The sequence below is a fragment of the Bradyrhizobium canariense genome, from assembly GCF_018130465.1.
GTDB lineage: Bacteria > Pseudomonadota > Alphaproteobacteria > Rhizobiales > Xanthobacteraceae > Bradyrhizobium > Bradyrhizobium canariense_C.
In genome coordinates this window covers 74,029-99,978 of record NZ_JAFCKJ010000010.1, presented here as the reverse complement: position 1 = coordinate 99,978, position 25,950 = coordinate 74,029, and the positions used below count along the sequence as shown (strand labels likewise).

General features: G+C 58.2%; 17 protein-coding genes. 7 read left to right on the top strand and 10 right to left on the bottom strand.

All coding sequences use genetic code 11. The annotated features are described in order from the left end of the window. Window positions 1-10 precede the first annotated feature (10 nt). On the top strand, window positions 11-1,078 hold the full coding sequence (locus tag JQ591_RS24515) for an acyltransferase family protein (RefSeq protein WP_211398534.1): 1,068 nt from the start codon (window positions 11-13) through the stop codon (window positions 1,076-1,078). A gap of 286 nt (window positions 1,079-1,364) precedes the next feature. On the opposite strand, the gene JQ591_RS24510 is transcribed toward JQ591_RS24515, so the two are convergent. The 4 genes from JQ591_RS24510 to JQ591_RS24495 form a co-directional block, all read right to left on the bottom strand. Then, entirely contained in the window at window positions 1,365-2,162 is a 798-nt protein-coding gene (locus JQ591_RS24510) for a hypothetical protein (RefSeq protein ID WP_211398533.1), read from the bottom strand. A gap of 26 nt (window positions 2,163-2,188) precedes the next feature. Then, entirely contained in the window at window positions 2,189-3,511 is a 1,323-nt protein-coding gene (locus tag JQ591_RS24505; RefSeq protein WP_211398532.1) for an O-antigen ligase family protein, read from the bottom strand. 132 nt (window positions 3,512-3,643) lie between these two features. Next, window positions 3,644-4,825 (bottom strand): glycosyltransferase family 4 protein, encoded by a 1,182-nt coding sequence (locus JQ591_RS24500; RefSeq protein WP_349630405.1) that lies wholly within the window; start codon window positions 4,823-4,825, stop codon window positions 3,644-3,646. A gap of 12 nt (window positions 4,826-4,837) precedes the next feature. Beyond that, window positions 4,838-6,097: a glycosyltransferase family 4 protein gene (locus JQ591_RS24495; RefSeq protein WP_211398531.1), complete on the bottom strand. Its 1,260-nt coding sequence runs from the start codon at window positions 6,095-6,097 to the stop codon at window positions 4,838-4,840. Between the two features lie 345 nt (window positions 6,098-6,442). Here JQ591_RS24495 and JQ591_RS24490 point away from each other — a divergent pair, with 345 nt between their 5' ends. After that, window positions 6,443-7,453: a polysaccharide deacetylase family protein gene (locus JQ591_RS24490; protein WP_349630404.1), complete on the top strand. Its 1,011-nt coding sequence runs from the start codon at window positions 6,443-6,445 to the stop codon at window positions 7,451-7,453. 154 nt (window positions 7,454-7,607) lie between these two features. Here the strand turns inward: JQ591_RS24490 and JQ591_RS24485 are convergent, their stop codons facing one another. The 4 genes from JQ591_RS24485 to JQ591_RS24470 form a co-directional block, all read right to left on the bottom strand. Next, on the bottom strand, window positions 7,608-8,546 hold the full coding sequence (locus JQ591_RS24485) for an FkbM family methyltransferase (protein ID WP_249137619.1): 939 nt from the start codon (window positions 8,544-8,546) through the stop codon (window positions 7,608-7,610). Window positions 8,547-8,605: 59 nt separating this feature from the next. Continuing rightward, on the bottom strand, window positions 8,606-9,991 hold the full coding sequence (locus tag JQ591_RS24480) for an oligosaccharide flippase family protein (protein WP_249137618.1): 1,386 nt from the start codon (window positions 9,989-9,991) through the stop codon (window positions 8,606-8,608). A 404-nt stretch (window positions 9,992-10,395) separates the two neighbouring features. Beyond that, complete coding sequence (locus JQ591_RS24475) at window positions 10,396-11,538, bottom strand: Wzz/FepE/Etk N-terminal domain-containing protein (protein ID WP_249137611.1); 1,143 nt, start codon at window positions 11,536-11,538, stop codon at window positions 10,396-10,398. A 116-nt stretch (window positions 11,539-11,654) separates the two neighbouring features. Then, the gene (locus JQ591_RS24470; protein WP_349630403.1) at window positions 11,655-13,133 is read right to left on the bottom strand and encodes an undecaprenyl-phosphate glucose phosphotransferase; all 1,479 of its coding nucleotides are present in this window, start codon (window positions 13,131-13,133) and stop codon (window positions 11,655-11,657) included. 168 nt (window positions 13,134-13,301) lie between these two features. Here JQ591_RS24470 and JQ591_RS24465 point away from each other — a divergent pair, with 168 nt between their 5' ends. Continuing rightward, window positions 13,302-14,690, top strand: coding sequence for a polysaccharide biosynthesis/export family protein (locus JQ591_RS24465; protein WP_211398530.1), 1,389 nt, complete (start codon window positions 13,302-13,304; stop codon window positions 14,688-14,690). A gap of 231 nt (window positions 14,691-14,921) precedes the next feature. Next, entirely contained in the window at window positions 14,922-15,992 is a 1,071-nt protein-coding gene (gene galE, locus JQ591_RS24460) for a UDP-glucose 4-epimerase GalE (protein WP_211398723.1), read from the top strand. Between the two features lie 622 nt (window positions 15,993-16,614). Here the strand turns inward: galE and JQ591_RS24455 are convergent. Then, window positions 16,615-17,337 carry a LuxR C-terminal-related transcriptional regulator gene (locus tag JQ591_RS24455; protein ID WP_249137608.1) on the bottom strand — a complete coding sequence of 241 codons (723 nt, stop codon included), beginning with the start codon at window positions 17,335-17,337 and terminating at the stop codon, window positions 16,615-16,617. Window positions 17,338-17,968: 631 nt separating this feature from the next. Here JQ591_RS24455 and JQ591_RS24450 point away from each other — a divergent pair. After that, window positions 17,969-18,667 carry a response regulator transcription factor gene (locus JQ591_RS24450; protein ID WP_211398528.1) on the top strand — a complete coding sequence of 233 codons (699 nt, stop codon included), beginning with the start codon at window positions 17,969-17,971 and terminating at the stop codon, window positions 18,665-18,667. A gap of 995 nt (window positions 18,668-19,662) precedes the next feature. Here JQ591_RS24450 and JQ591_RS24445 read toward each other — a convergent pair. Further along, window positions 19,663-19,902: a hypothetical protein gene (locus tag JQ591_RS24445; RefSeq protein WP_211398527.1), complete on the bottom strand. Its 240-nt coding sequence runs from the start codon at window positions 19,900-19,902 to the stop codon at window positions 19,663-19,665. Between the two features lie 2,890 nt (window positions 19,903-22,792). Here JQ591_RS24445 and JQ591_RS24440 point away from each other — a divergent pair. Further along, window positions 22,793-25,228 (top strand): PAS domain S-box protein, encoded by a 2,436-nt coding sequence (locus tag JQ591_RS24440; RefSeq protein WP_211398526.1) that lies wholly within the window; start codon window positions 22,793-22,795, stop codon window positions 25,226-25,228. Next, window positions 25,225-25,896 carry a response regulator transcription factor gene (locus JQ591_RS24435; RefSeq protein WP_211398525.1) on the top strand — a complete coding sequence of 224 codons (672 nt, stop codon included), beginning with the start codon at window positions 25,225-25,227 and terminating at the stop codon, window positions 25,894-25,896. The genes JQ591_RS24440 and JQ591_RS24435 overlap by 4 nt, the downstream gene beginning before the upstream one ends. Window positions 25,897-25,950 lie beyond the last annotated feature (54 nt).

Below are 25,950 nucleotides of genomic sequence, written 5' to 3'. Positions count from 1 at the left end.
GCGTGGACCCGTGCAGTTGCATGCGCTGCAGCAGGGCAGGGGCCTGGCGGCGATGGCCGTCGTCGCCTATCACCTTTCGATCACCCTGTCCCTGCCGCGATATCTCGGTCAGGAACTATTTGTCGACTTCACGCGACGCGGGAATCTGGGCGTCGATTTCTTTTTCGTGCTCTCTGGATTCATCATCGCCTTCGCCCATGGTCGCGATGTGGGTCGCGCGGACCGTCTACGCAATTATCTGGTGCGCCGTTTCGCGCGCTTGTTCCCGTTCTACTGGATGTGTGTCGGCATCTTCTGCTCACTGGTGGCATTGGGCTTTGGAACGGCTGTCGAGCTGCCGCACACAGCCAGCCAGTGGATTTCGACCGCATTCCTCATCCGTCTCGACAATTTCGCATTTCCGATTGCGCCGGCGTGGACCCTCGTCCACGAATTGGCCTTCTATCTCGCTTTCGCGCTTTTCATCGTCGGCGGGCGCGTCGGCGTGGCAGCCTTCGCGCTCTGGATGCTGGCCTGTCTGATGGTTTTTGAATATCCCAACGAGCCGAACGGATCGCCATGGGCCACCTATTTCTCGCCGCTCAATCTCAATTTTCTTGTTGGCATGCTGGCCTTCTGCGCTTGGACGCATGGTAGGCCGGTCATCGTCAAATGCGCCTTCGCGGCGGGGTTGGCACTGCTGGGCACCGTCTACGTGCTCGAACGCGGTGGCATGCCATACAACCTGCTGCAGATTGCCTACGCCGTTGCCTTTGGATTGATCATCGCCGGAGCTGCGGCGCTGGAGTCGGCTGGGCAATGGCCCTCCAATGCACGGCTTCTCAACCTCATCGGCGATGCATCTTATTCGATCTACCTGACCCATCTGGCCTTTCTCGGCCTGCTCGCGAAGTCCATGATCTGGCTCTCGGGTCACGTGCCGTTGCAGCCGGAACTGATTTATACCGTAGTCTTCGTCAGCACGGTCGCATGCGGCGGCCTGCTGCATCTGCTGGTCGAACGCCCGCTCATCGAGGCCTGTCGCAAGCGCTTGGCCGACAAGCCCAAGCCCGTTCTCCTAACTCAGAACGTCGGCTGACTTCCCGTGACTGGGTCCGGTCCGACAGCCGGGTGGCGAGCCCGGACGAAAATTCCTCCGCGAACAACCATTGCGCAGGAGCCGACAGCTCACAGCCGTCGATCAGTTGTGGCGTCCCAAAACGAGGAGTTTACCCATGTGTTGGTCGAAGTATGAATGCCGCTTTCGCGGAAGGGGGACATCCGAGCGGCTCAGCAATCGGGGGTGGTGAACAGGCATCGCACCTGTGGAATGAGCGCCAGCCCAGTTTAAGTGCGGATTAGTCTCGCCGCGCGCCACCAACAGCTCATCTCAAAGGTGGAGGCGGGTCGGCTTGCAGCTGCGGTTTAGTCATGGTCGTGAAGAAGAAGTACTGGTAACTCGTTGTCAGCTTGACCCAGGCGCCCATACCGATGCCGGGATTATTTACGAACACTCCGTTTCGGTAGAGGTAGGGAGCCGAGCCATTTCTCCACCAGTCCCCGCCAAAGTTTGCGATCAGATTCGCACTTGCGCCATCGGTGCGCAATTGTGCGATCGAGAACACCCCGTTGACTGTGCCGGGAGCATACGACCCCCGCGGCTCAATCCAGAAATGGTCATTGTAGCCGGATGCAGGCGAGTTCATTTTGACGCTCCCGTCGGATTGGACGACGAGGCTCATTGCCGAAGAGGAGTTGTTGGCAAAAGTTGCCGCGTAATGCCCGCCGCCGACAGAATTAGCAGCCTGATCCTGCAGGAGCTGCCAGCCGCCGTCCGTCAAGTGCACATAGACGCGATAATCTTTCAAATAAATGCTGGCGGCAGAATTCGAAGCCCCGACTTGCGGGTAGATCTGTCCCCAACCTGTCAGTGAGGAAAAATCGGCTGGAGGGGCGGTTTTCCCCGTGGCTGCAGGGCCTCCTGGATACCACGAGAAATAGATCTGGACGCCGTCTGGATACAACCCGGTGTCATACCCCGAATTCTGCGAAACGACGCAATCGATAGACAGGGACGTGCAGGCGCGATGACCCGCTACACGCTCCTCGCAGACACCAGCCGACGGGACAAGGGCTTGGAGGAAGATGAGGGCCCCGGATGAAATGGCAAGATACTCGTTCATGAAAAGGCATCCTCATAGCAGAGCCATCAGCGGCTAGGTTGCGGTTCAGATAACCCCTCGGCTGCCCAAGGCTTCAGTCGGCTTTGCGAGTAACGCGATCCTCGCTCACGTTCAGTGACGGATTCGACTTCGGTCATGACCACGAACATGCCAATTATCAAGTACGATAACGCTACCGTTTCCTTGTTGAAGCTAGCATCGAACAATGCAACCAGCGTCACACCGGCAAACATGGCAATCCAGAAGTGCAGAATTTCAGCTTTTGCTGACTGTTTCCCAGACGGGCCGACACGTCGCTGTGGGGCCGACGTTGCAGCCAGCGACAGACTGAACCAGAACCCGGTAAAGGAGATCAGGCCGATGACGCCCGTCTCGAAGAATATTTCAACGAACTGACTGTGCGCTAACAAGGAAAACGGGCTGTATAGTGTTACTTGACCGGGACCACTACCGATCCACGGTCGTTCCAATGCAAGCGTGGATAGATAGTACCAGTGGTGAATGCGCCAATGAAATGAGGTCGGCGCCGTGCGCCAATCCCACGACATAAAGTCTCCGCTCAGAATATATTCAGGGACCGAGCTCAGCTCCGAGAAAGATTCGCCGAGTGGAGATATCCATATGATCGCGGCGAATGCCGTAGCGAAGGCTGGTAGGAGGGCGGGTCTCTGAGCAAAGAGAAATATTCCGAAGGTCACTCCCAGCAGCACGACGCCGGTTCTGGAGGCAGCGAGGCCCAGTGCGACGAGAAAGAACAGATATACAACAATGTGGGAGCGTCCAATGGGAAGGCGCAATTTACGGCGTGATAGCTCGCAAACGCAGAAGACCAGCACCAATTCCAAGCTGAAGGATACTGGGTGGGAAGAAAGACCCGCCACCCGTCGATGCTTGTCGTAGGCGGAGACGAGCTCCGTATAACCGGTCAGGTGTTGCGCCAGTCCCATCACCGACATTAGAAACAGCAGAAACAGAAAAACACGATGGACGTTTGGACAAAAAGCTGGGGATCGATAAAGGGAAGCAACCAACATCACAAACATGAACAGATAGGCGTATCGCAAGATTTCGTACGAGGCAGCATACCGGTCGATGATGTTCCTGGCTTCGAAGGCGTTGACAAAAGACGAGAGCCCGCAAGTCACGATAAAGATCGACAAGCATATCAATGTGGTGAAAAGGCTCCTGTGTATCCTGACATGTCGCATGTGCCAGGTCGCCACAAGGCCCACCAAAATGGCGGTGACCGAGAGAGTCGATGAAAAGTTGATGTTGTACAGGCGATCGATACCGTTGGAGAGCGATCTCAACAAGGTAAAGGCAAGAAAAAATACCAAGAGCGCGTTCATCTGGAGCGGTGCCCTCATTCTGCCAGAGGACGGAACGCAGCCCAATGTCTAGGGCGACGTCGGCGTTGCTGCGTGCGCTCACGAAGCAACGCGACCAAGACTGCCATGCCATCCCGCGACGCGAGCCGTCCGCTAGACGATGCGGGATGGCGCTGTGCTAGGCTGTGCATGAGGACCTCCTCGGCGTGGCTCGATGGCATTTCGATAACAACCGATGGTTCGCTCGGCGACCGAATGCCAGTCTTCTCGTTCGGCCACCCAGGTGCGAGTTCGCTCGCGGCGCTCTGACGGCCACGGATCGCGCGCAAACCGCGACAGGCGATCGGTGAGAGCCGATACATCTCCCACGTGGAAATAGTGTGCATCATCCAGTCCGATCTCCAAATGAGCGGGAATGTCACTCACCACCGCCGGCAGACCAAAGCTCAGGGCTTCCAGCAGCGCGATGGGCAACCCTTCGTGCGAAGACGGCAAGACGAAAAGCCCTGCATGGGCGTATAATTCCTGAAGTGCGACACCGCACTGGAAGCCAGCCATGATAACCCCGGTTGTCGTTTCGGCGAGTGCTGCCAGTGCCTCAGTATAGGCGTTCGGATGCTCGCTAGCTCCGACGAACACGAGCTTCCATCCGTCGAGCCTGGCATTGGCAAAGGCCTGGATCAGATCCATGTGCCGTTTCTCCGGCACCAGCCGTCCCACCATCAACACGTATCGCCCCGGCGCGAGCCCCAATCGCTCCAGCGTCGAAGTGCTCTTCGGCACTTCAGGCAAAGTGACGCCGTTCGGAATGAGACTGGAACTAAGCCCGTACTTGTCCCACACCAGCTTCCGAATGGTCTGGGAGATGACGATGCGCTCATTGGAAAACCGCATGCCGCAGGCCTCGCCGGCATGCAGAACAATTTTGGCGAAGCGGCCCCACTTCTCCCTGTCGTAATCCGGGCCATGGTGCGTCACCACAACATGCAGCCCCAGAAGCCGCGCGAGCGGCGCAACCAAGGCCGGTCCGATGGCCTGGATGTGCAATACGTCAGGCCGCTGCCATGCGGCCACCAGAACTCCGAATAGGGAGTGAACAATCGTCTCAAGTCCTGAAATCTTCGGACACCATACCCGCAGGTAACGTACCCCGTGCCACTCATCACCGCGGTCATGTGGCATATATGCGGAACGGACAATCACTTCGACATCGCAGCCGAGTTCCTTGAGGAGAGGGCACAATTGCTCCGCGTGAGTTTCTACTCCTCCCTGGACATTTGGGAATCCACGCAAGCCAAGCATGATCACCCGCAACACCAGATGGTCCGCGCTCACTACACCCTCCCACTACAGGCTCGATATTGACGAACTCCTCGAGCAATATTCGGCTTTGGCCGAGCCACTCCCACTTACCAGTGACTGGTAGACGGCCATCAGCTCGGCGTTGTGCTTCTCGAGAGAGAATTCACGTTCCACACGGAGCCTTCCGGCGGCGCCCATGCGCGCGCGGAGTCCGGGGTCGCTCATAAGGCGCTCGAGGCGGTCTCGAAGTTCGTCGGTATTGTTGGGCTCAAACAGAAATCCGGTGGCCAGATCGTTCACGAGCTCCGGAATGCCGCCAATGCGGCTCGCAATGACCGGCTTGCCATGTGCCATGGCCTCCAACACGGACATCGGGCAGTTCTCGCACCACTCCGACGGCACAACTACGACGGATGATTCAGCGAGCATCGTGCTCAGCTCCGGACCGGACAGGTGCCCCGCGAACTGCACGTTCTCGGTGAATTGCGATTTCAGCTCATCTGTCAGCGGACCGGTACCGGCGATGACGAGTGGCCACCGACTCCCCGCAGCCTGATGGGCGCGCAGCAAGGTCTCTGCACCTTTTCCCGGCGCAAGGCGGCCGCAATAAAGCAAATAACCCTTGTCTAGGCCGCTCGGCGAGATCGTCGCAACGTCCACACCGTTGTGGAGCAGTGCGACGCGGTCCGCCGAAAATCGCCGTAGCACCGAGTCGCGCATGAATTGGCTTGGTGCGATAAACCGATCGACTTTCTCGTAACTTCCAAGCCAGCGTTGCGTGACGGCTTCCAAGTAGAGGGCAGCGCTTTGTGCTATCGAGCCGTCGGAGCAACGGTGCTTCAGCACATGATGGAAATCGCCCCCAATGCATAACGAACACAAGTTGTTTCCCAAAGCGCGAGTGTGCACCGGACACACCGGCTTGGTATCATGCAGGGTCAGTACAACTGGAATTCCACGCGACTTCGCGACGCCGACGATCGATGGAGTGAGCTGATGGTAGATGTTGTGACAGTGCATCAAGTCCGGCCGCGTTTCATCGACCAGCGATGCGAGTTTGCGCACGGCCTCGCGCGAGTGGATCAACGCAAGAGCGCCCTTTATCTTGGAGAGATAGCCGCCGGTCCGGTAATCCTGGCGGGATACAAAATGTGCAGCGTGCGGCGAATGAACATTCCGCTCATGCTGCATCGCGAAGTCGATGACTTCCGTTCCGGTGTCCGTCAGGAAGGTTCTTTCCTGAAAGAGAACGGTCTCTGCACCGCCTCTCTCGTATAGAAATTTATTGGCGAGCAGTACCTTCATTAAGAAGCGGTCCTCGACGTACAAACACAAAGGCCGCAACATCTGCGACGGGAGCGTTTTGTGTTCGATAGGAAAAGCTACCTTCAAAGGTGCCCAGCCGGGTCGGCGCATTCAGAGTGAAGGCGGCGAATTGAGAGGTACCCACTAGTAAGTACCGGCTCCGCGGTTGCGTAGATGACGTGGTTCGTCGATAAATGGAGGATCGTCTTATAGTAGCGCCCCCGGCTGCGCTCGCGACGGATCTCTTAGGGATGCGCATCGATAGCTGCAGCTTTTGGAATCAACCGGTCTCTGGATTATGCAATCAACTCTCGGGCGGGCGACCCAGCCTGATGGAGGCGGGTCGTGAAGCAAATTCTTAAGACCACGATTTTCCATGTGGCTCGTTGGTCTGGACTAACGCCGGCACTTCGCAAGGTGTTCGCCGGCAGGGCGGCTATCTTGATGTTTCATGAGGTTCAGAATGATTGCCGCTCGGAGCTAATGACTGGAACGTCAGCTGACTTGTTTGAATATTCCCTCAAGTGGCTACGACGGAGCGGATGGGAGATTGTCAGTCTTGAAGCATGTCTCGAGGGACTGGCAAAAGATCCCAGACCGCGCCGCTATGCGGTGCTGACCTTCGATGATGGGTACCGTGATAACGTCTCGACGGCGCTTCCGATCCTCGAGCGAAACGATGCGCCTTTCATGGTGTACGTGCCAACCGGCGCCCCGACGCGAACGCTCCAGTCGTGGTGGCTTGGCTTGCGGGAGCTACTTCGCTCGAGAGACGCCATTACGATCGACGCGATGGGCATCTGCTTCTTCTGTCCTGACCTCGACAGCAAGGTATCGGCCATGAACCGGATAACCGAGTGGATACACGAAGACTACAACCGTGCTGAAATGCTCGAGCCAACGTTCCGCAAGGCCGGCATAGTGTTATCGGCTCTGAATGACACCTATTTTCTGAATGAGCGCGAGCTTCAGAACCTGTCGCAGCATCGTCTCGCTTCGATTGGTGGGCACACGGAATCGCATCCCGCACTGGCATGCCTGGATGCCGTTTCTGCGCGATCCGAAATGGCGAGCAACCGCAGCTATCTGGAGAATCTCCTTCAGCGTCCCGTTCTGCACGTGGCTTATCCGTACGGGACCGTCGGTGCCTGTGGCCTTCGGGAGGAGCAGCTTGCGCGGGAGATAGGCTTTTCGTCCGCGGTGACAACGCGGCATGGTCAGGTCTCGGATTGCAAGCTAAATCAGTTTGCACTGCCCCGCATCGGTGTTGGCGGTAAATTCGATACGAGAGTGGCCTTTGAGGCTCGAATGAGCGGCATTCAATCGGCGGTGCAGATGCTGATGGGCCGTGGCTAGAGCGCGGTTCCGAAAGGTGACATGCGGCGTTGGCTGGAGTGCTCTTGTGGTTCGAAGGGAGGCTCGAGCGCGGAGCGCGCGTCTCAGTAAAGACGAAGTGGCGGGTCTGCCGAGCTAACGTTCGTCTTCCGCGCCACGATCATCTCCAGCATGCTCAACCGGCAATTCCCTCTATCCACCGGTGGAAGCCGCAGCCTGGAGGACAAGTCACGAAATTGTAGCCTAATCTCCGGTCCGCCTTTAGCCCATCTAAGGCGCTGAGGTCCTCGATCTTTGTAATCGCCCCATCCGGGGCAATTGAAAAGACAGGAAATCCAAGCGCGTCGAGCACATACCTCGTAGTCGTGTGGCTCCTATCGTTGCCGTGATCTTCGTAGATGATCAGCGTGTCCCGCTTCAGTACTTCACGTGAGCCCTTGAAGGCCGAGATCTCCGCGCCCTCGACATCGAACTTGATTACGAGCCGATCGCGATCGGTCATCCGTAGCTGCTGTGCCAGCGAATCAACCGTTATCGATATAACCGGCTCGGTGTGTTTTGGGGCGGGGCCCGGCGACGCCACGATGTGCCGCGCGGCATGGGGGCCGTCGTCGGAGAAAGACAACACTTGTCCGTCGGTCTCGAACAAAGCCTTGCGGCAAATCTCGAAGCGGCGGCCGTTTGCGTTGCAATTCTGCTCAAGAATCGCGATGGTCTCCTGGGAGGCCTCGACGGCCAGCGCGCGCTTCCCACCCAGCATTTCCGACGTGACGAGAACGGACCAGTATCCGATGTTGGCGCCACAATCAAAGAAGGTGTAGTCGACATCCTTCAATCTCAGAAGGAGCTTACCCATCTCCGGTTCGTACGCGATGTCGGGCTGACGGATGAATGAATTCCAGTAGACATCGTCCAGCCGGAAGAACAAGCGGCTGCCGTCCGCGAAATGGACGCAAGGCAGCTTGGAACTCAGCAGCGGCTTGACCGCTTGCATGGCGAGTCCGATTCCCCGCCCGGTAAGCTTTGCAACAGCGGTGTGCAGAACTCTCACCAGCCCCATGGAAAGCCGGCTTCCGGACACCTCGTAGTCGAATGCACCCCAATCGTGCTTCAAGTATCGTCTCCCGAGCTGCCTTCCGTCCTTGCGGCGTCGGTGCGCGGCACCGGTGGCTATTAGCGGGGCCATTTCCAGGCGCCTTTCCCTATTATGCGCCTTGCGAACTCGCACAGCATCGTCGTGGCGGTGAGATCGATCCCTTCCGTGGCGTAGAGGTAGGCAGCCGACCACGCCCTGCTCGCGGCACCTGTGCTGGCGGCTGCGATCGCTGTTCCCAAAATCCCAAACATCCAGGTCGCGCCGACCATTGCGATGGTCCCAGACGCCCAGGTGATGACTACGATGTGCATCGCGGCCCGCTGATGTCCGGTCATGTTGAGTGCGATCGCGCCGATACCGCAATATGTCGACACCAACAGGCCGATCGCCAGCACGATCAGTACATCGTGCGCGCGGATGAACGTCGTTCCGAATGCCATCAACACGAAGTCGCCACACAGCGCCAATGCGACGACGCATCCAAGGACCGCGATGAAGGCAGCCGATGCTGCACTCGACGCGACACGCGTGATCTCGCTGCGGCGGTCCTCGTCGAAAAGACGGGCGATGAGAGGGGCCGCAGGGATGCAGAAGGTTACTAGAAAGAAGTCGAGAAGGAGGGCGACTCGACTGGCGGCGTAATAGTATGCGCCAGCTTCAGGACCAGTCATGACCGAGACGACGACGACGTCAATCGTGCCATACAGAATACTGGCGATGCTGGTTACCCAGAAGGGTGCTGAAGTAGATAAGACGTTGCCGATGGCATTCGAAGGCCCTCCTGCCATGGTGAATAGCCGATGGCCACCCGCGAGTTGTCGCAGATAGACGTTCTGAACAGCGATCAGCAAGACCAGGACGCCAGTAGCAATCACCAGGACATCTGCCGCCGTCAGGGGGTGGCCATACGTTATGAAGAGCGCGCAACCGAGCAATATGATGAGCAAGCGCCACAACACGTCCTTAGGCACGAGCGCGAGGTTGACTGAGCCAAGCGCGCGACCTACCGAGCTCTGCATTTCAATCAATGCCAATGGGAGAATTAAAAGCAAGCTGGTGGAATAGCCCCAGCTTCCAAAAATTCCGCTTCGCCCGTGAGCGGCGACGAACAGGAGGAGAGAGATCAAGGTTATTGCGATGCTGCCCAAACATGCCACGCGAACCCGCTTGGCGACCAGCGAACCGATATCCGGATAGCGTTTTTGGGCGGCGAGGCTGGGTACTTCCCGCAGCACACAAAGCTGCTGGCCAGCGAGGCCGCAGGCAGAGGCGATAAGCGCGAAAGTCATGAGCGACATGAGCGCACCGTACTCTTCTATGCTCATGATCCGCGCAAAACTCACGCCGAAGAGGAAAGTGACCGCCGCCCCCGAGCAGCGATACACTAAGGCCAGCCACGACTGCCGGAAGATGTTAGTTAAGATAGTCCCCGGTACGCTGGTCGCTTGAATAAAAGCCGTCATTGCTCACGCTAATGTTGCCGGACGCTGTAGGACGTCCTGTGATTGGGATCGAGCTCTTGCCCGGAATTCCCGGTCTTACCCGCCTCGCGGTCGGATCTCGCGCAACGAAGGCGATTTGCCGCATCGGTACATTGGTACATCCTACGGTCCGATTGAATTCAACTGGATCGAATATAGCCTTGGGATTGCAGGGAGCTTCGGCCCTTCAGGAGTACCCATTCCGGTATCGTGACAGAATGGTTCGAGTATTGCGGTTGTTTGACCTGCATCGCAATGAAGACGTTTTTGATGAGCCGTCGATTGGCGACGACATCACGTCGGGTGAGGAGGGATCAAGAGCGAGTGCGATGTGAAGCCAAGGGCCCTCGGACGTTGTTCGAAAAGACTTTCGCGTGGCTGTTCCGCTATTCGGGACGGGCCTCCCGCAGACGCTTTTCGGCCCTGAACGAGCCATCGGAATAGGATCTGTCAGCCGTGGCCCCCCCGACAATTCTGGTTCCGGATTCAATCGCTCCGGGCCAGGGTGCCGGTGCTCGTCCTCGATTCAACAGATCGCGCAACATTCCAAGTGCGATACCAAGAAAAACTCCTCCGAAAAGAGCTATTACGAGCACCATTCGTGCTTTCGGTGAGCTGGCCGTGTAGGGACGCGATACCTCGGTGAGGAGACGCGCCTCGAGCACCGGTGCGGATTGTTGTTGCATCGCGTCCGTGTAACGAAGCATACGCAGGAAGCTGTCATACGTCCTTGCGGCCGCGTCCGCCGCGGCTTCCAGTTCGCGCAGGCCGCCATCCGTGATCGTGGTCGTTTGAAACGAGGGCGCGCCTGGCTCGGCAGTCGCCCCGGAGTTCGCGATCTTATTCGTGTTGTAATCCGCCACAGCCTGTTTTGCTGCCGACGCCTGGCCGCGCAATTCGTTGACTCGATCTTTCACCCAGTTGTCGTTTTGCAGACTCCATTTGTATTTGGCGTCCATTTGCGCCGTGACGTAAGTTTCCACGACGGTGCTCAAGATTTGCGAGGCTCGCCCAGGGTCGGAAGAGTCAAAGGCAAGATCGACGATGTACGTAAGGCCGGAGCGTCTTACCGAGAGCTTGCGTTCGAACGCTTCAATGGCATAGCGTGTCACACCCGAGTTGACTTCTGGCTTGCTCCAGCCGAGCAGGTGGGACAGCGAGCTGTTTATGCGTCGCGCCATGCCCCCGGAAAATTCCGGATCCGTTACCAGGCCGCGCTTTACTATCACGGCGCGAGCGACGCCCTCCGACTTCAGGATTGCGATCTGACTTTCCACGGCCGTCGACACGGACGCTGCGTCTCCGGACGCCGATTTCGCGTCTACGATGAGTTGCGCGGTGGCCGTAAATGTCGGGACCGTAACGACAAGATAGAGCACAGCCACGCCGAGCGTGAGCGAACATGTCAATAAGATGATCGTGAAGCGTCGCCGCACAAAGGCGAGACCTTCCGACAGGATTTCGGCAGGCGACCGAAGTTCAGGCCTTATCGCGTCCTGATTTGGCGAGTTATCGAGTCTGTCCAGCATTGTCTTGTACCTGCCTGTTCCTGACTTTACCAACGACCGGTCCGCGAAAGGGGGATCAACTCCAATGGGCTGGAAATCTGCCAAACAGACAAAAAGAGGCAGGCGGTATCGACATCTTAGAAAGCATTCCAATAAACCTTTCGGGAAAAGAAGGTCATCACGACAATTTTGAGATCGAGAGGTAGTGACCAGTTATCGATGTAGTACAGGTCATGCTCGATACGACGCTGCATCTTATCGAGGGTGTCGGTCTCGCCGCGGTGGCCGTTGACTTGAGCCCAGCCGGTGATGCCGGGCTTGACGTTGTGTCGACGAGAAAATGACGAAATCAGTTGAGCGAAGGCCTCGTTCTGCGACGTCGCGTGCGGACGTGGCCCGACGAGCGACATGTCGCCGACGAGGACATTGAGAAGCTGCGGAATCTCGTCCATATTGGTGTGGCGTATAAAACGTCCTACACGGGTCACACGCGGATCGTGTCTGGTGGCCTGCTTGAAATTGTCGCCGTCCTCCATCACGCTCATCGATCTGAATTTCAGCACGCGAATGAAGTCGTTGTTGAAGCCGTGCCGCGTCTGCCGAAACAGCACCGGTCCGGGGGAATCCAGCTTTATTGCAAGTGGAATGATGATGAACAATGGGCTGGCCAAAATCAGTCCGATGATTGCAGCGACAATGTCAAATGCTCGTTTTATCACCCGGTTGAGTGGCGTGAGAGGAGATTGGAAGATCCGCATCGTCACCATGTTGCCGAACTGGGTGATTCGCGACACGGCTAACAAATCGACTGCTCCAGCAGGTACGACGTGAACGTCAACCGGGAGCTCTGACAGGGCGCTGGCAAGTGCCAGCGAAGCCGAAACGCCCGACTCTGAGCTTAGGATGACGATGTCGTCCGCTCGGAGGAGACGGCAATCCGCGATGAGTTGGCGGGTGTGAGGTAATCCTTGGACCCCATCGCAGCGCGCCGGCGGCAAAGAGTTGGCTCGCAAGGTCGGAAAGTCGAACGAGCGAATGGTCCGAATCCCGGCGGCCATTGCCCGTGCGGAAAAGCCGGCACAGTGACTCGAGTCTCCAATGAGGATGACCCGCCTGGCCTCTATCAAGCCGGATGCGATCGCAGGCTGCAGCAATGAGAACCAGATCGCCCGTGTGCACAGCACCGTAAGAAGAGCGGTCACAGCCTGGGCTATGACGGTAGCACGAGAGTAGCCGTCCGAGATCTTGAGAAGGAAGATCGTCGAGATAAAGAAGGAGAATACGAAGAAGACGGAGACGGCGCCGCTCCACAAAAACACGTGCCGGGGTTGCGTCTGGATCCGAGAATATTGCCGGAGCCCTAAGGAAACGAACAGCTGTAGTGTTGAGATCAAAATCGACTCTTGAATGTACTTTGGCGCGTCTGGAGAGTCGAGCAGGACGAGCCCGTGGTAAAGGACAGCTGCGCCATAAGCGGCAACCGCTACGAGTACGAATTCGGCGCCGGCGGCGAATACGAGCGCGGCGACCAATCGGTTGATTGCAATCGGTGGCGCCGGATGCACCGGCCGACCGGTGGAGACCGGCGAATTGGTATAGGACGCAAAACTACTCACCGGTCACTCCCAGCCAGCCACTCCGTCCCGCAGCAAAAACAGTAGCATCCGGGTCACGCGACGGAATTGACAATAAATGGGTAGAGTGGGGTAACTACGATGGTCGATTGAGCTGGGATGCCGCGGGACTAAATTATCGATCTCTCCTGCGAACAGGTCCATCACGCCATGCCGAACTTCAAACTGCGCAGTTATTGTCACGTTGATCGATACGGCAAGGTTCTCGGTCGCCGCATTCGATGGGGCTTGCTGGTCCTTGGCCTGATGATTCCCGTTCAAGCGAAAGCCGAGTATCGGGTGAATGTTGGAGATGTCCTGGAGGTGGTGGTGGCCGGCGTGCCGGAACTCCGGCAGCGTGCTCCAGTCCAAGTGGACGGCAATATTTCGTTGCCGCTGGTTGGAATGCTCTCGGTCGCTGGCCAGCCCTTGCTGGAGATCCGAGCCAGGATCGGGGCTGCACTTGCGAGCAAAGTCTTTAGGCAGAGGACGGTAGACGGCCGAGAGGTCGTGGTCGTAATAGACGCAGATCAGGTCACCGCGATCGTGGCGGAGTACAGGCCCGTTTACGTCAATGGAGACGTATCGAAACCTGGCGAGTACCCCTATCGTCCAGCCTCCACCGCACGCCAACTCGTCGCCATGGCGGGCGGCTACGACATCATGCATGTCAGAATGAACAACCCCTACCTCGAGTCGGCAGACCTGAGAAGCGAGTATGCGTCGCTTTGGACGGAGCTTGCCAAAGAACAGTCGCGTATGTGGCGCATCAAGACCGAGCTCGGAGAAGGGGCCGAGATCAGTGCGGTCGCCCCGACCGATGCCCCGGTAGCGCGATCGGCGATTTCGGAAATCGTCAATGCTGAAACGGAATACCTGAAGACGAAGCAGCGCGACTATCAGCAGGAAAAAGCTTTCCTTCAGCGCGGCGTTCGACAGGGGGACGAAGAGGTTCGCGTGCTGTCTGAGCAACAGAAGAAGGAAGAAGAGGGATTTCAGTCAGACGTCGAAGACCTGCAAAAAGCGACCGACCTGTTCGGCAAGGGCTCCTTGACCAGCCCTCGCGTGACGGATGCGCGTCGTGCGGTGCTGCTGTCGTCAACCCGGAAGCTGCAGACCTCCGCGCAACTCCAGCAGGTCAAGAAGCAACAGGACGAGTTTGCCAGAAAGCTAGCAAAACTCGACGATCAGTTGAGGCTGGACCTGCTTCGTGAGCTGCAAGACACGAGCTTGAGGCTTAATCAGATCCGCGAAAAGCTGCAGAGCGTCGGTGAGAAACTTCAGTATACCTCCATGGTTCGGTCGCAACTCGTACGTGGAGCCGGCAGTGCGCCGGAAATTGACATCATTAGAAAAGGCGAGAAAGGTCCGGAACGGATTGTCGCGAGCGAAGATACTGAGTTGCAGCCGGGTGATGCCGTCGAGGTCGCGCTGCGATACCAGGACGGTCCTGACGCGCCTCCCCGAAAGCTAAGCAGTTCAAATAACCCTCTAGCAGGGTCGGGCACAGGCCGGGCCGAGGCTGGCGGGGACAACCCGTTGCTCGCCGGCAGGAGATGACGAGAGCGGCCGCAGCTTTCGGCCGAGGCAGTATTTCCAGCGTCCTCGCTCTCGAGCGCCTTTGTCGCGTGCCTCATCGAAAACTCCTCAAGGCTCCCTGGGGGTACTCTTTCGGAGTTGTTGCACGGGACCGCAAGCGAGAGTCATGTGGACGAATGACGATCTCAGGAGTGCGTAAATTGCGCTCGCAGGCATCGCGCGAATCCGGTCGAGCCAATAGGGAAGGCGTTGCTGATGATCATGGTGACTGGAGGCGCTGGCTATATCGGGTCCCACGTCTGCGTGGCGTTGCTAAACGCCGGGCTCGACGTCGTCGTCGTTGACAATCTCGCCAACAGCAAAGAAACGTCTCTTAGGCGGGTTCGATCGATCTGTGGGCGCTCGTTCTACTTTCGGCAGGTCGACATCCGGGATGAACACGCCATCTGCGAGATACTTAGAACCTACGAAGTGACTGCGGTTATCCACCTTGCGGGCCTGAAGGCCGTCGGCGAGTCCAACGTTCGCCCGATGACTTATTATGAGAATAACGTCTTCGGTACCATGAGCCTCGTGTCGGCCATGAAAAGCGCCAAGGTCAAGACACTGGTCTTTAGCTCGTCCGCCACTGTTTACGGTATACCAACATACCTGCCGCTCGATGAAGACCATCTTCTTCGACCGACCAATCCGTACGGCCGCACAAAGCTCTTCATAGAAGAGATGCTCAACGATCTTTATCGGTCGGACGGTGATTGGCGAATCGGTATTCTGCGCTATTTCAATCCTGCTGGCGCGCACGAGAGCGGACTGATCGGGGAAGATCCGCTGGGCGTTCCAGGCAACTTGGTGCCGTTTTTGGCGCAAGTGGCGATTGGGAAGCGCGAGAAGCTTCGGATCTGGGGGAAAGACTATGAAACCCCTGACGGCACCGGAATCCGCGACTTCATTCATGTCGTCGATCTTGCAGCCGGTCATCTAAGCGTCTTGCGCTACGTGGAGCGGCCTGGGGTGCTCACGGTCAATCTTGGGACGGGGCGCGGCAACAGTGTCTTGGAAGTCGTTCGGACTTTTGAGGCGGTGAGCGGCAAGCCGGTCGCCTATGAGTTTGCGGAACGTCGGGCGGGCGACGTCGCCGTCTGTTATGCCGACCCGACGCACGCAAAAGAAACGTTGGGCTGGAGATCGACGCGGTCTTTGGCACAAATGTGTGCCGACCATTGGCGTTGGCAATTGCAGAACCCCAACGGCTATGAGGGTAACTATGATGAGACAGAAGCGGTCCGGGCATTTCCGGCGTTACGGTCCAATGCGAGTGCTTGAAGGAGCGCGGAGCGGTTCGAATGGGAGGGCGGCAAGCGGCAACAAGTCGCCCACCAGAGGTAGCTCGCAATGACGCAAAACCACCGCGTCGCAGGGCTGGGTCGTAGGTTAGGATGCTGTCGCGCGCGGGGATTTGGTAGGATGCCACACTATCGTGCATACTTTCTGGATGAACATGGTGAGTTAGGGGGAGCGGTCAACCTTCACTGCCCAGACGACGCGTCCGCAACCGAGCGGGCCGGGCGGTTAGCAAGCGGCCACGAGGTTCAGCTTTGGCGTCTGGTAGCCGAGCTCAAGTTGGAGGCGCCGCCCCGGTCCAAGCCTCGGCGTCGCGTCCGCGCGGTGCATTAGGAATTGAGCCAGGCTTGCGCGCCTTCGTAACGGGGTACCGATGCCGGCGGGGCGAGTACCGGCACACTCACCTTCAGACCGGCGCGGGCGACGGAGCAGCAGTGAGCTGAACGACGACGACCTGCCACGCGCACGTCGGCCGATGCAAATGCATATGCAAGCGGCAGACAAGCTCGTCAGCCAGGCCCGGGCCCGGACGGCGGGAAGTCGCGAAGATGCAGCCTCACTCCGCGGTGGAAACATCGCACCTCGGACGTCCCATTTCCCGCATCTATTTGTAGAGTCGTACGGCCGAGCCAACTCCTTGAACTACGCTCTTAAGGAGCAGGCCCTCGATCGAGGGGACGGCCACGTGACTTGAGGAGGGACCAATGGAGTCGAGGACTGCAACGTTGCGCAGATCTTCGCGATCTCCCTCTGCATCAAATGCCGAGGGCTCGCGGCTGGGTGCGACCCGTACCAGCGACGCATGGTTCATTCCCCAGATGGCCGCTTGTGTCCGGTTCTGGACCCGGATCTTGCGCAGGATCGCCTTGACGTGAACCTTCACGGTGGCCTCGGCGATTTTGATCTTTCTGGCGATGCACTTGTTGGAATGGCCTTCGATAAGGCAGGCTAGAATTGCTTTCTCTCGCGGGGAAAGTTGCGGCAAGATCGCTTCCTCTGCAGCCGCCAGATCGACTGGTTCACAGCCGCTGGGCTCTGCGATTTCGCGTTCATGATGGCTACTGGCATCAAGGACGAACGATAGGAACGCAGGCGGAAAGACGGTCTCGCCTAATGTCACGAGTTCAACCGACTTGACAAAAGCGTCGCACGAATTGACGTTGACAAAGTAGCCGTTGGCGCCTGCACGAAATGCCGAGGCGAGGTCGACTGGTCGATAATTGTCAGATACGATCGCGATGCGCGCCTCCGGATAACGATCTTTCAAGGTGCTGATTTGTGCTATCGCTAGATTGAAGCCGTCGCCCGTGTGGACGATGAGGAACATCAGTTTCTCTGAATGAAGTGAGCTCGGCAATTCGTCGAGGCTCGAGGCCGAGACCGGAATGTAAAAATTTGCCGCGTGCAGGATTCTAGCAATTCCTTCTCTAATTAAAACGTTCTTTCCAATGAGAACGGTCTCGTATGACTGCCGCCTCCTCATTCTACCCTCCAGATACTACGCAACGACACAATGGCGATGGTTGGGATTGCTGCTCAATTTCTTGGTTTCTCAAGAGACGAACGAACCTGTTAACTATTTGGTCGTTCCCCCGAGACTAATGGTTTTCAGAAAAAATGGGGTACCTCGAGCGTGATCCTCCTCTTTACGTCGTCTAGTTGTGGATTTCGGAAGCGTTTGTCTTTGTTTACCCTTTTATGATTGTTAATTGAGAATTTGGGATATCCATATATACCATTGGTTATAGCAGCACTGCCCGTGGCGATGCTTTTTTGCGCGAAAGATACAGTCTCAGGGCGTGTTAGTGGCGGGAGAAATATTAGAAGTAGATTTGAAAGCATTCCGTAGAGGATTGCGCTGTTGTCCAGCAACAATCGCCGCAGCAACTCCGATTTTGGCGGTGAACTGGACGAGGTGAGCCGAGTTTATATTCGGGGGTGCGGGCTGAGGAGCGCCAATGCGAGGCTTCAGTATAAGGATAGTCATTGCTGACCGGCATCCGGTCGTCCTGCAAGGGCTGATCAACGTTCTCAGCGCGGTAGCCGATTTCAATATCGTTGCGTCTTGTAGCGACGCCGAAGGCTGCATCGAAGCTATTTTGGACTTGGCGCCCGATATCGCGATTATCGATCCCGCGTTGCCCGACCTTACTGCCCAGAAACTCCTGCCAACCATTTATTCAGAAAAACGTTCGACTGAATTGGTCTTTTTCGCCGCGAGTGAAGATTGCGAGCTGGTACCTGCGGCGATGCCCGTTACCTGCAGTATCATCCTCAGAGAGACTGATCCCCAGGCGTTGGTGCAGTCGCTGCGGCACATCGCCAATGGTCACAACGTGTTGCCGCCGGCGTCATCCGAGTCAAGCCCGTCGCAGGAGCAGGGGACCAATTCGGAGAGCGTGCTGAACGCTCTAACGGACCGCGAGCGTCAGATCATGCGTCTGGTCTCAGAAGGATTGTCGAACAAGGAAATCGGGCGGCGGTTGAGCATTGCCGACGGCACCATCAAAGTGCACCTTCACCACATTTTTCAAAAGCTTGAGATTAGCAATCGGACGGTGCTGGCGGCTCTCGCCATCTCGCAACTTGATCGCGAGACCGCCTCGCACGACAAGACTCCGCATCCCGGATTGAGTCCGACAGGTGACAAGCCCTGAGAAGATCTTCGCGCCCCGGCTCCCGGGCCAAGGCACAACTCAGCCGAGACGCGGGACGCCGGCACGATCTGGGCAACCTGCCGCTAGGCGTGTGATTTTGCATACCGCGGGGACTCGTAACGCCGGAGCAGCATCGCCGGGGCGGCGTCCAAGTGGGTCTGCGCGTCAATACCCACCAACGGGACGCGGATCAGGTCAGACGGCCAGCTTCTTGCCTGGAGACTAAGAGACTAATTTCAAGCGCCGCTTGATTGGTTAGATCAATGCGCGAGAATCTACATGGGGTAGTCCGTCAGAACCGGCGGCTCGTCCGGTATCGCTGCTAAGGCAGCCGGAGAGACGTGCCATTATTCGCCATCTGCAGGGTCTGGGACGAACAGGCTTGTCCGTTGTCAGGTAAAACGAAGTCGCGGGCAACAGATTCGGCTCCAGATGCCATTGCAGACATGTGCCGACTGGATATCGGTACATCTGGAGCGGCGGCCCTGGCGCTTCCTGCCCTGCCCCCAGCGGTCAGGGCCGCTTCCCCAATCTGCCAACAGGACTGAAGCCCTGTGGTTGAGCTGAAGCGAGTGCGCGGACGCATCTTGATGACCCTTCTGTTTCGTCGTGCGGTTGAAGAGTTGAAAATCCGGAGCGCGACCTGCGAAGGTATTCCCTTGTGAAAACTATGAGATCCCCGCTGGTCGCGACTCTCATGATACGGTGGCTAGATGGCGCGTCTTGGCGGCCGCTCTATCGGGTGACGGCGCAGTCAAGATTGGCAGCTCGGCGTTCGTAAATTTCGCGGAGGCGGAGAGGGCCTGCACACGATGCTTGATCATTTGGGAGCGGTCGCTGGAATGAACTGTGGACCCTGGAGTCAAGGTATGTCGACGCTATTGAGCCAAGGGAAGAGACCTCCACACAGGTCGCCTTAGGATCCGGTTCACGCTCACCTCGCGTTCAGAGGACGATATGATCGTATCTGACATTGCAGAAGTCTGCTTCTTGATTCAGATCTCGCTTTGGTCGTTAGGAAAGTCTCGCCTTTGCTGCTGGAAGAATGGCAACAACTTCCTGAAAATCTCATCGCGATTGCGGTCGATCTCCCGAGTGAGCGCGTCGCTGAAGCCTGGCGCATACGCGTGGATCGTTTCACGGTCTGCTGCGACTTTCGTTGGAATTCCGTCGAGGATTACCCAGCCGCTCAGCACTTTTCCATCCCATTCAATCGTCTGCGTGCGACTGGTCAAACAATTGGCCTCCGAGTAGCGCCTTCCTGGCTGGCCACCATCTTGATCTTGAAACCTGAGGCCGCCGGAACAACTGCGATGGGTAGGTACTTCCTACACAGGCAGGCACCAACCGGTGCTGATGCCGAGCCAACCTGTGTTCAACTGGCTTCGCCGGATCCGAACGGCCCGGACAATCGTTACGCTTTGAGCGCGTGGAGTATCGAAAGTTCGGTGAAGTTGGGTCACTTCTTCACGACCTCTAGATACGTGAAGTGTAGGGTTATGGGCGATTTTGATCCGTCCAAGACGATCCGGAGACTTTCCGGATGATAACCAATACCAATTACCGTTCCGCTCTTGCCACTCAGGCGCGGCCCCGCTGCTGGCTTTACCTCTATGCGAGATCCGATCGCAAATTCGCCTTTGAACGAGGAGGACCTGTTCATCTGTTGATACGCCTGGGAATAGTGCGCCCAAGTCATTGGTGACGCCATTTGTCGACAACTGCGAAAGCATCAAGCCCGGCGCGCGGTTCCATGAAGCTTAGCGTGGTTGCTGCGGCAACAGCGGTGGCAATCCAGGCTAGGTTAGCACGGGAGCCTACGCCCAAATCCCGGAGGAGTAGTTGTTCAAAAGAGGCACCTCTGTTGAATGACCTCGTTCTCTTGTTCGTGTCGGGGAACGTGCGGAAGCGGCTCGAGAATTCGCTGACCCAACGCCATCGCACACATCGGGGCCGCTTGAGCACACCAAGCGGCAAATTAGGATGCGCCTTATCGCCGGTGCTGGGGGAGGGTGAGCGTTCGAAGGGAGAAGGCTGAACTGAGCGCTAGGCGCGGAGTCGCGAATATGCGATGGTCACAGCATTGGAAGCGTCTCGGAGGAAAGCCGATGCGCATTGCATTGCCGTACCTGGGAATTGGCGTCTGCGTGTCGCTCGCGACCTGGCTGACCATCCTTCTGATGGTCTAGAGATCAGGGTCCAGGCCTCAGCAAGTCGCCTTTCGTGCAGCTCGTGTCCGCCATTCTCGATTGTGTGGTGGAGGATGGCGCCGAACTCGGTGCCCTTGCCGCCAAGCGTAAGCAGAGGGGGCGTTAATCTTCTTGCGAGCCGAACAGCTGGCGGGGCGGCTCCGGATAGGGAGTAAGGCGGTCCGGCCGGCGGACCACTTAGTGAAATGCAGTCCCCGAAGTGCAGTATGATGAGCCATTTCGACGCTGGCAGTCTTCGGATACCTCCGAGGAGGCCGCCAGCGGTGAAGTCGCGGCACCTTCGGTAGAGGCCACGAACTGACGCGGCCTCTACCGCGCTTTAGAGATAAGTTGCGCTATCAGGTCCGCACACGGCGGCATCGGCCGCAGCCCCGCGCCCTAGCTTCGCACCGCCGGGGCTGGACGCGGTACCAAGCTGGATGCAGTGACTGCGGCCGCCCCATCCGCGCGGCCAGCATGTTCGACTAATCGTCGCCTCCTTCCTCGTCAGAGGTCGCGCGCGAAGAACTCAGCGAGCGCGCGAGCGCGCGCTCATCTGTATCATCCAGCTACAGTTCGAAAGGGCCACGAGAGAACTGCGGTAGGGCCAAAGCATTTCCATGGTCGTCTGCTCATAGGACCGGCAGCAGTCATACTCGTAATACCGTCGTTGCGTTGACACATGGTCGACGTAATTAAAGCCGAGCGGCCGGGCATAGGCGTCGCGTCGCCCCTGGCTAGGCCTTTCGTGACTGCCGAGCATGAATCTCATCATCGTGTCCTTCCCGGCAGGCCCATCCGCCGATCGTCTCGCCTCTCAAGCCGCCGGTTGGATACGTCCCTCGATTGACGACGCCGCTTCGTGATGAATCGCATAGCACTCGTAACCGCAGTAACGAATTTGCGTCCTGGCATCGCGCAGATAGCCGGTGCTGATTTCCTCGCAACACCACAGACAGAACGTCTTGCGGAAAGGGGTTCTGCCGTTCACCAGTATGAATCTCACGTGGCACCTCCCAGCGGGAAGCAAAAGACCGTGTCAACCAGAGAGGCGGAGGGCTGCGTCGCACAAAGATGGTTGCGGCGGTCGGATCAGCTCAAATAGAATCTCCCGTGGAGGAATGATCCTTGGGAGGACGAAGACGATGGGCACTATTCTGTCCAACCTGCTCAGCTGCCACTCCCGTCATCAGCGGCAGCACGAATGCCAAGAGGAGCTTCCAAGCGCGGTTCAAGACGCAGTTCTCCTGATTCCGAATTGCCGAGCAGAGCGGCTGCTGATCCTCACGCCGCCTGAAATCGAAAGACCCATCGGTGGTCGCGTTCGCGGCGCATCCTGAAGCGCTCGAGACATTTCCTGGAACACAGCGGTGTCCGCCAGGAGTAATATCGAATCAAACCAAACTTCCCGCCACAGACTGCGCAGTCATTTGCGCCAGGACGGCGCTCGGAGTGTTCGGGCTTATCGCACATGATCCTCTCCTCTTGGCCTCTGATCGGGCCTGGCTTTCCCGCGGGCGAATGTACGGTCGCCACGTTCGTCGATGAAATGCGGCTTCGCAGTCTTGGACACGCCAAGTCATGCGGCAGGTTGGTGAGGCGCGGACAGGGTTTTCCCTTAGGTGGAGCACACCGGCTACTCGGCGGTTGTGCTCCGCACCGACCCCACTTGACTGGCCGTAAGACTACTCGGCTCGCGACGACCCGCTCAATTGTACGGAGGTAAATGCGCGCCACGACTAAGCATGCGCGAGCTATACGTAGGTTTGTCTCGTAGTTCTCCAGAACTTCGCCGGGCCGGCGCAACGAGACGGCGCAAGATTGGCAAGTTGCACGGAGCCCGCGAACGCCGAGCCCTATTTTGGTAGCAGCCAATTGCCCCTCCCGCCGCAAAATGCTCTACTTGCCTCGACCCTAGCGAGCCGGGACGCCTGGGATGATGCCTAGCCAGATCGCGAAACTCGGGAATTCGGCTGCACAGTTCCTGCTCGGCGGCCTTGCGGCGCTTCGATCTTTCGGCACCGGGGAGAAGGCCAGGCCTGCGCTCGGAGACGACTGCCGGCAGGACAACATCGATCTCCGCGAAGCCGTGAAGCAATGGCGGGAGGTGTTCGAGCACAATCCGGTCATGTACTTCATGGTCGACGCGGCCGGAACGGTGCTCAACGTCAATACATTTGGCGCCGCACAGCTGGGCTATACGGCGGCGGAACTGATCGGTCAGTCCGTGCTGGACGTATTCTTCGAAGAAGACCGCGACTCTGTTCGTCGATGCGTGGCGTTGTGCCTCGAGACCCTGGACCAGCCGCGGACCTGGGAAATCCGCAAGATTCGAAAGGACGGCTCGGTCCTCTGGGTTCGTGAAAACGCGAAGGCCATGCTGCGCGGCGACGCCACGCCGGTCGTGCTGGTCGCCTGCGAAAATATCACCGAGCGCAAAGAGGCGGAGGATGCGTTGCGGCAGAGCGAGGCCTATCTCGCCCGGGCGCAGGAATTGAGCCGCACCGGCAGCTTCGGCTTGAGCGTCGCGACCGGCGAGATCATCTGGTCAAGGGAAACCTTTCGGATCTTCCAATGCGATCTCGCCGTGAAGCCGACCTTGGAGTTCGTTTTTCAGCGCATCCATCCGGAGGATCGCGATGCGGTCAGTATGACCCTCGATCGTGCCTCCCGCGCAGCGGAGGATTTCGACCATCAATATCGCCTGCTGATGCCGGATGGATCGGTCAAATATCTCCATTCCGTGGCGCGCGCGATGAGACAAGCACCCGGACGCATCGAGTTTGTCGGGGCAGTCACCGATGTCACAATTGCAAAGGAAGCGGAACAAAGGCTGCGTCGCAGTGAGGCTTATCTGGCCGAAGCCCAGCGCCTCAGCCACACGAGCAGCTGGGCCTGGGATGTGCGCCGTCAGGAGTTCGCCTACCGATCGGCTGAACTCTATCGCTTGTTTGGATTTGAGCCGGACCAGGTCGGACTGGCAGCACGGGCTTTCCAGCAACGAATCCCCTCCGACGACTTTGAACGGATTGTCGAGGTGGAACGTCGCGCAATCCAGCAAAGGGAGCCCTTCGATCTCGACTTCCGGATCGTGCGTGCGGATGGTTCGGTAAGACGTGTCCATACGGAGGGGCAACCCATCATAGGCACCGATGGCGAAGTGACGGAAATCATCGGCACGCACGTCGACGTTACCGATCAGTTCACCGCAAAAAATGCGCTGCATAAGGCCTTTGACGAGCTTAAGCAATCCGAGCAGCGATTCCGCGACTACGCCGAAACTGCATCGGACTGGTTTTGGGAGACCGGACCGGATCACCGCATCACGCGGATATCGGAACATGCTGATACGGCCACTGCCGTGCCGACGGGCTTGATCGGGCTGTCCCGTTGGGACATTCCGCCCGATGCCGAGTTCCAGCCGGACAAGTGGGAGCAGCATCGCGCGGCGCTCGATGCCCAACTTCCGTTCCGCGATCTGGTTTACCGCAGCAGGGATCGCAACGGATCTCCCATTTACGTGCGCACCAGCGGCAAGCCCTTCCACGATGCGCACGGTCATTTTCTCGGCTATCGTGGCGTCAGTAGCGATGTAACCGCGGCGATCCGGGCCGAGGAGGCCGAAGAAGCGCTGCGCAACGCGCAAGCCGAGCTTGCCCATGTCACGCGCGTCACGATGCTGGGCGAACTCACCGCCTCGATTGCCCATGAAATCAACCAGCCTCTTGCCGCCGTGATCGCCAATGCAGACGCCTGCATCGGCTGGCTGGAGCGCGAACCCGCCGATCTGAAAGCCGCGCGCCGTTCCGTGGAATGGATCGTCGAGGACGCCAATCGGGCCGCTGAGGTGATCCGCCGGATCAGGGCGCTTGCGAAGAAAGCTGAGGTCGAGATGGTTCCACTCGACATCAACCAGGTCGTCAGGGAAGTCATGGCTCTCGTTCACCGCGAGCTGGCGACCCACGCTGTGTCGGTGCGAATGGAGTTGGCATCCGATCTGCCCATGATTTGCGGCGATCGAATCCAGCTTCAGCAGGTGCTCATCAACCTTGTCATGAACGGCATCGAAGCCATGGAGACCACTGTCGGCCGGCCGCGCGAGTTAGCGATCCGCTCCAGTGACGTGGGTGAGGACAGCGACCGCCGTCTCGTCGTCACCGTGAAGGACCGTGGTGTGGGCCTTTGTAAGGACGCGGCCGAACGCATCTTCACACCCTTCTTCACGACAAAGTCGGGCGGCCTTGGGATGGGACTGTCGATCTGCCGATCGATTATCGAGGCACACGCGGGCCGGCTCTCGGCCTTTCCCAATGAAGGGCACGGTACAACATTTCAGATTGCCCTGCCCTTGCCGCACGAGGATACGTCGTGACCAACGACGCCAAGCAGACCCAGGCGGAAGCAGGCGCCGATAATCCGGTCGTCCTGATCGTGGACGACGATCCATCCATGCGCCGCGCGCTCACCAATCTTTTTCAATCCGTTGGCCTCAAGGTCGAGGCCTTCGGCTCGGCAGCGGAGATCATGGAAGCCAAACCGCCGGTGGTCCCCAGTTGCCTTGTGCTCGACATTCGCCTGCCGGGCTCGAGCGGCTTCGACCTCCAGGCGGAGCTCGCGAAGGCCAACATTCACACGCCCATTATCTTCATCACCGGTCATGGCGATATTCCCATGACCGTCAGGGCCATGAAGAGCGGCGCCATCGATTTTCTGACCAAGCCGGTGCGCGACCAGGACATGCTCGACGCGGTCCAGGCTGCGATCGAACGGGATCGCAAGCGGCGCGATGCCGAGAAGTCGCTCTCGGGCGTGCGGTCCCGCTTCGAAGGCCTGACAAGCCGTCAGCGCGACATCCTGGCCCTGGTCGCGTCCGGCCTGATGAACAAGCAAGTCGCCGCCGAGCTTGGATTGGCCGAGATCACCGTCAAGATCTATCGTGGGCAGATCATGCGGAAGATGGGCGCGAAGTCATTGGCCGATCTCGTCAGGATGACCGAGACGCTCGGAATCGCGCGTCCAAGGGGAAAGGTACAAACCTAAGTATGCTTTTCAATCTCGCTCCGGGAGCCCACTTTCCGATGGGTGGTTGCGCCG

Excerpts from the sequence above, each read along its gene's own strand:
- JQ591_RS24510 (WP_211398533.1), bottom strand. The coding sequence starts at position 2,162 with ATGAACGAGTATCTTGCCATTTCATCCGGGGCCCTCATCTTCCTCCAA.
- JQ591_RS24505 (WP_211398532.1), bottom strand. The coding sequence starts at position 3,511 with ATGAACGCGCTCTTGGTATTTTTTCTTGCCTTTACCTTGTTGAGATCG.
- JQ591_RS24495 (WP_211398531.1), bottom strand. The coding sequence starts at position 6,097 with ATGAAGGTACTGCTCGCCAATAAATTTCTATACGAGAGAGGCGGTGCA.
- JQ591_RS24480 (WP_249137618.1), bottom strand. The coding sequence starts at position 9,991 with ATGACGGCTTTTATTCAAGCGACCAGCGTACCGGGGACTATCTTAACT.
- JQ591_RS24475 (WP_249137611.1), bottom strand. The coding sequence starts at position 11,538 with ATGCTGGACAGACTCGATAACTCGCCAAATCAGGACGCGATAAGGCCT.
- JQ591_RS24465 (WP_211398530.1), top strand. The coding sequence starts at position 13,302 with ATGCCGAACTTCAAACTGCGCAGTTATTGTCACGTTGATCGATACGGC.
- JQ591_RS24455 (WP_249137608.1), bottom strand. The coding sequence starts at position 17,337 with ATGTTCCTCATCGTCCACACGGGCGACGGCTTCAATCTAGCGATAGCA.
- JQ591_RS24450 (WP_211398528.1), top strand. The coding sequence starts at position 17,969 with ATGCGAGGCTTCAGTATAAGGATAGTCATTGCTGACCGGCATCCGGTC.
- JQ591_RS24440 (WP_211398526.1), top strand. The coding sequence starts at position 22,793 with ATGATGCCTAGCCAGATCGCGAAACTCGGGAATTCGGCTGCACAGTTC.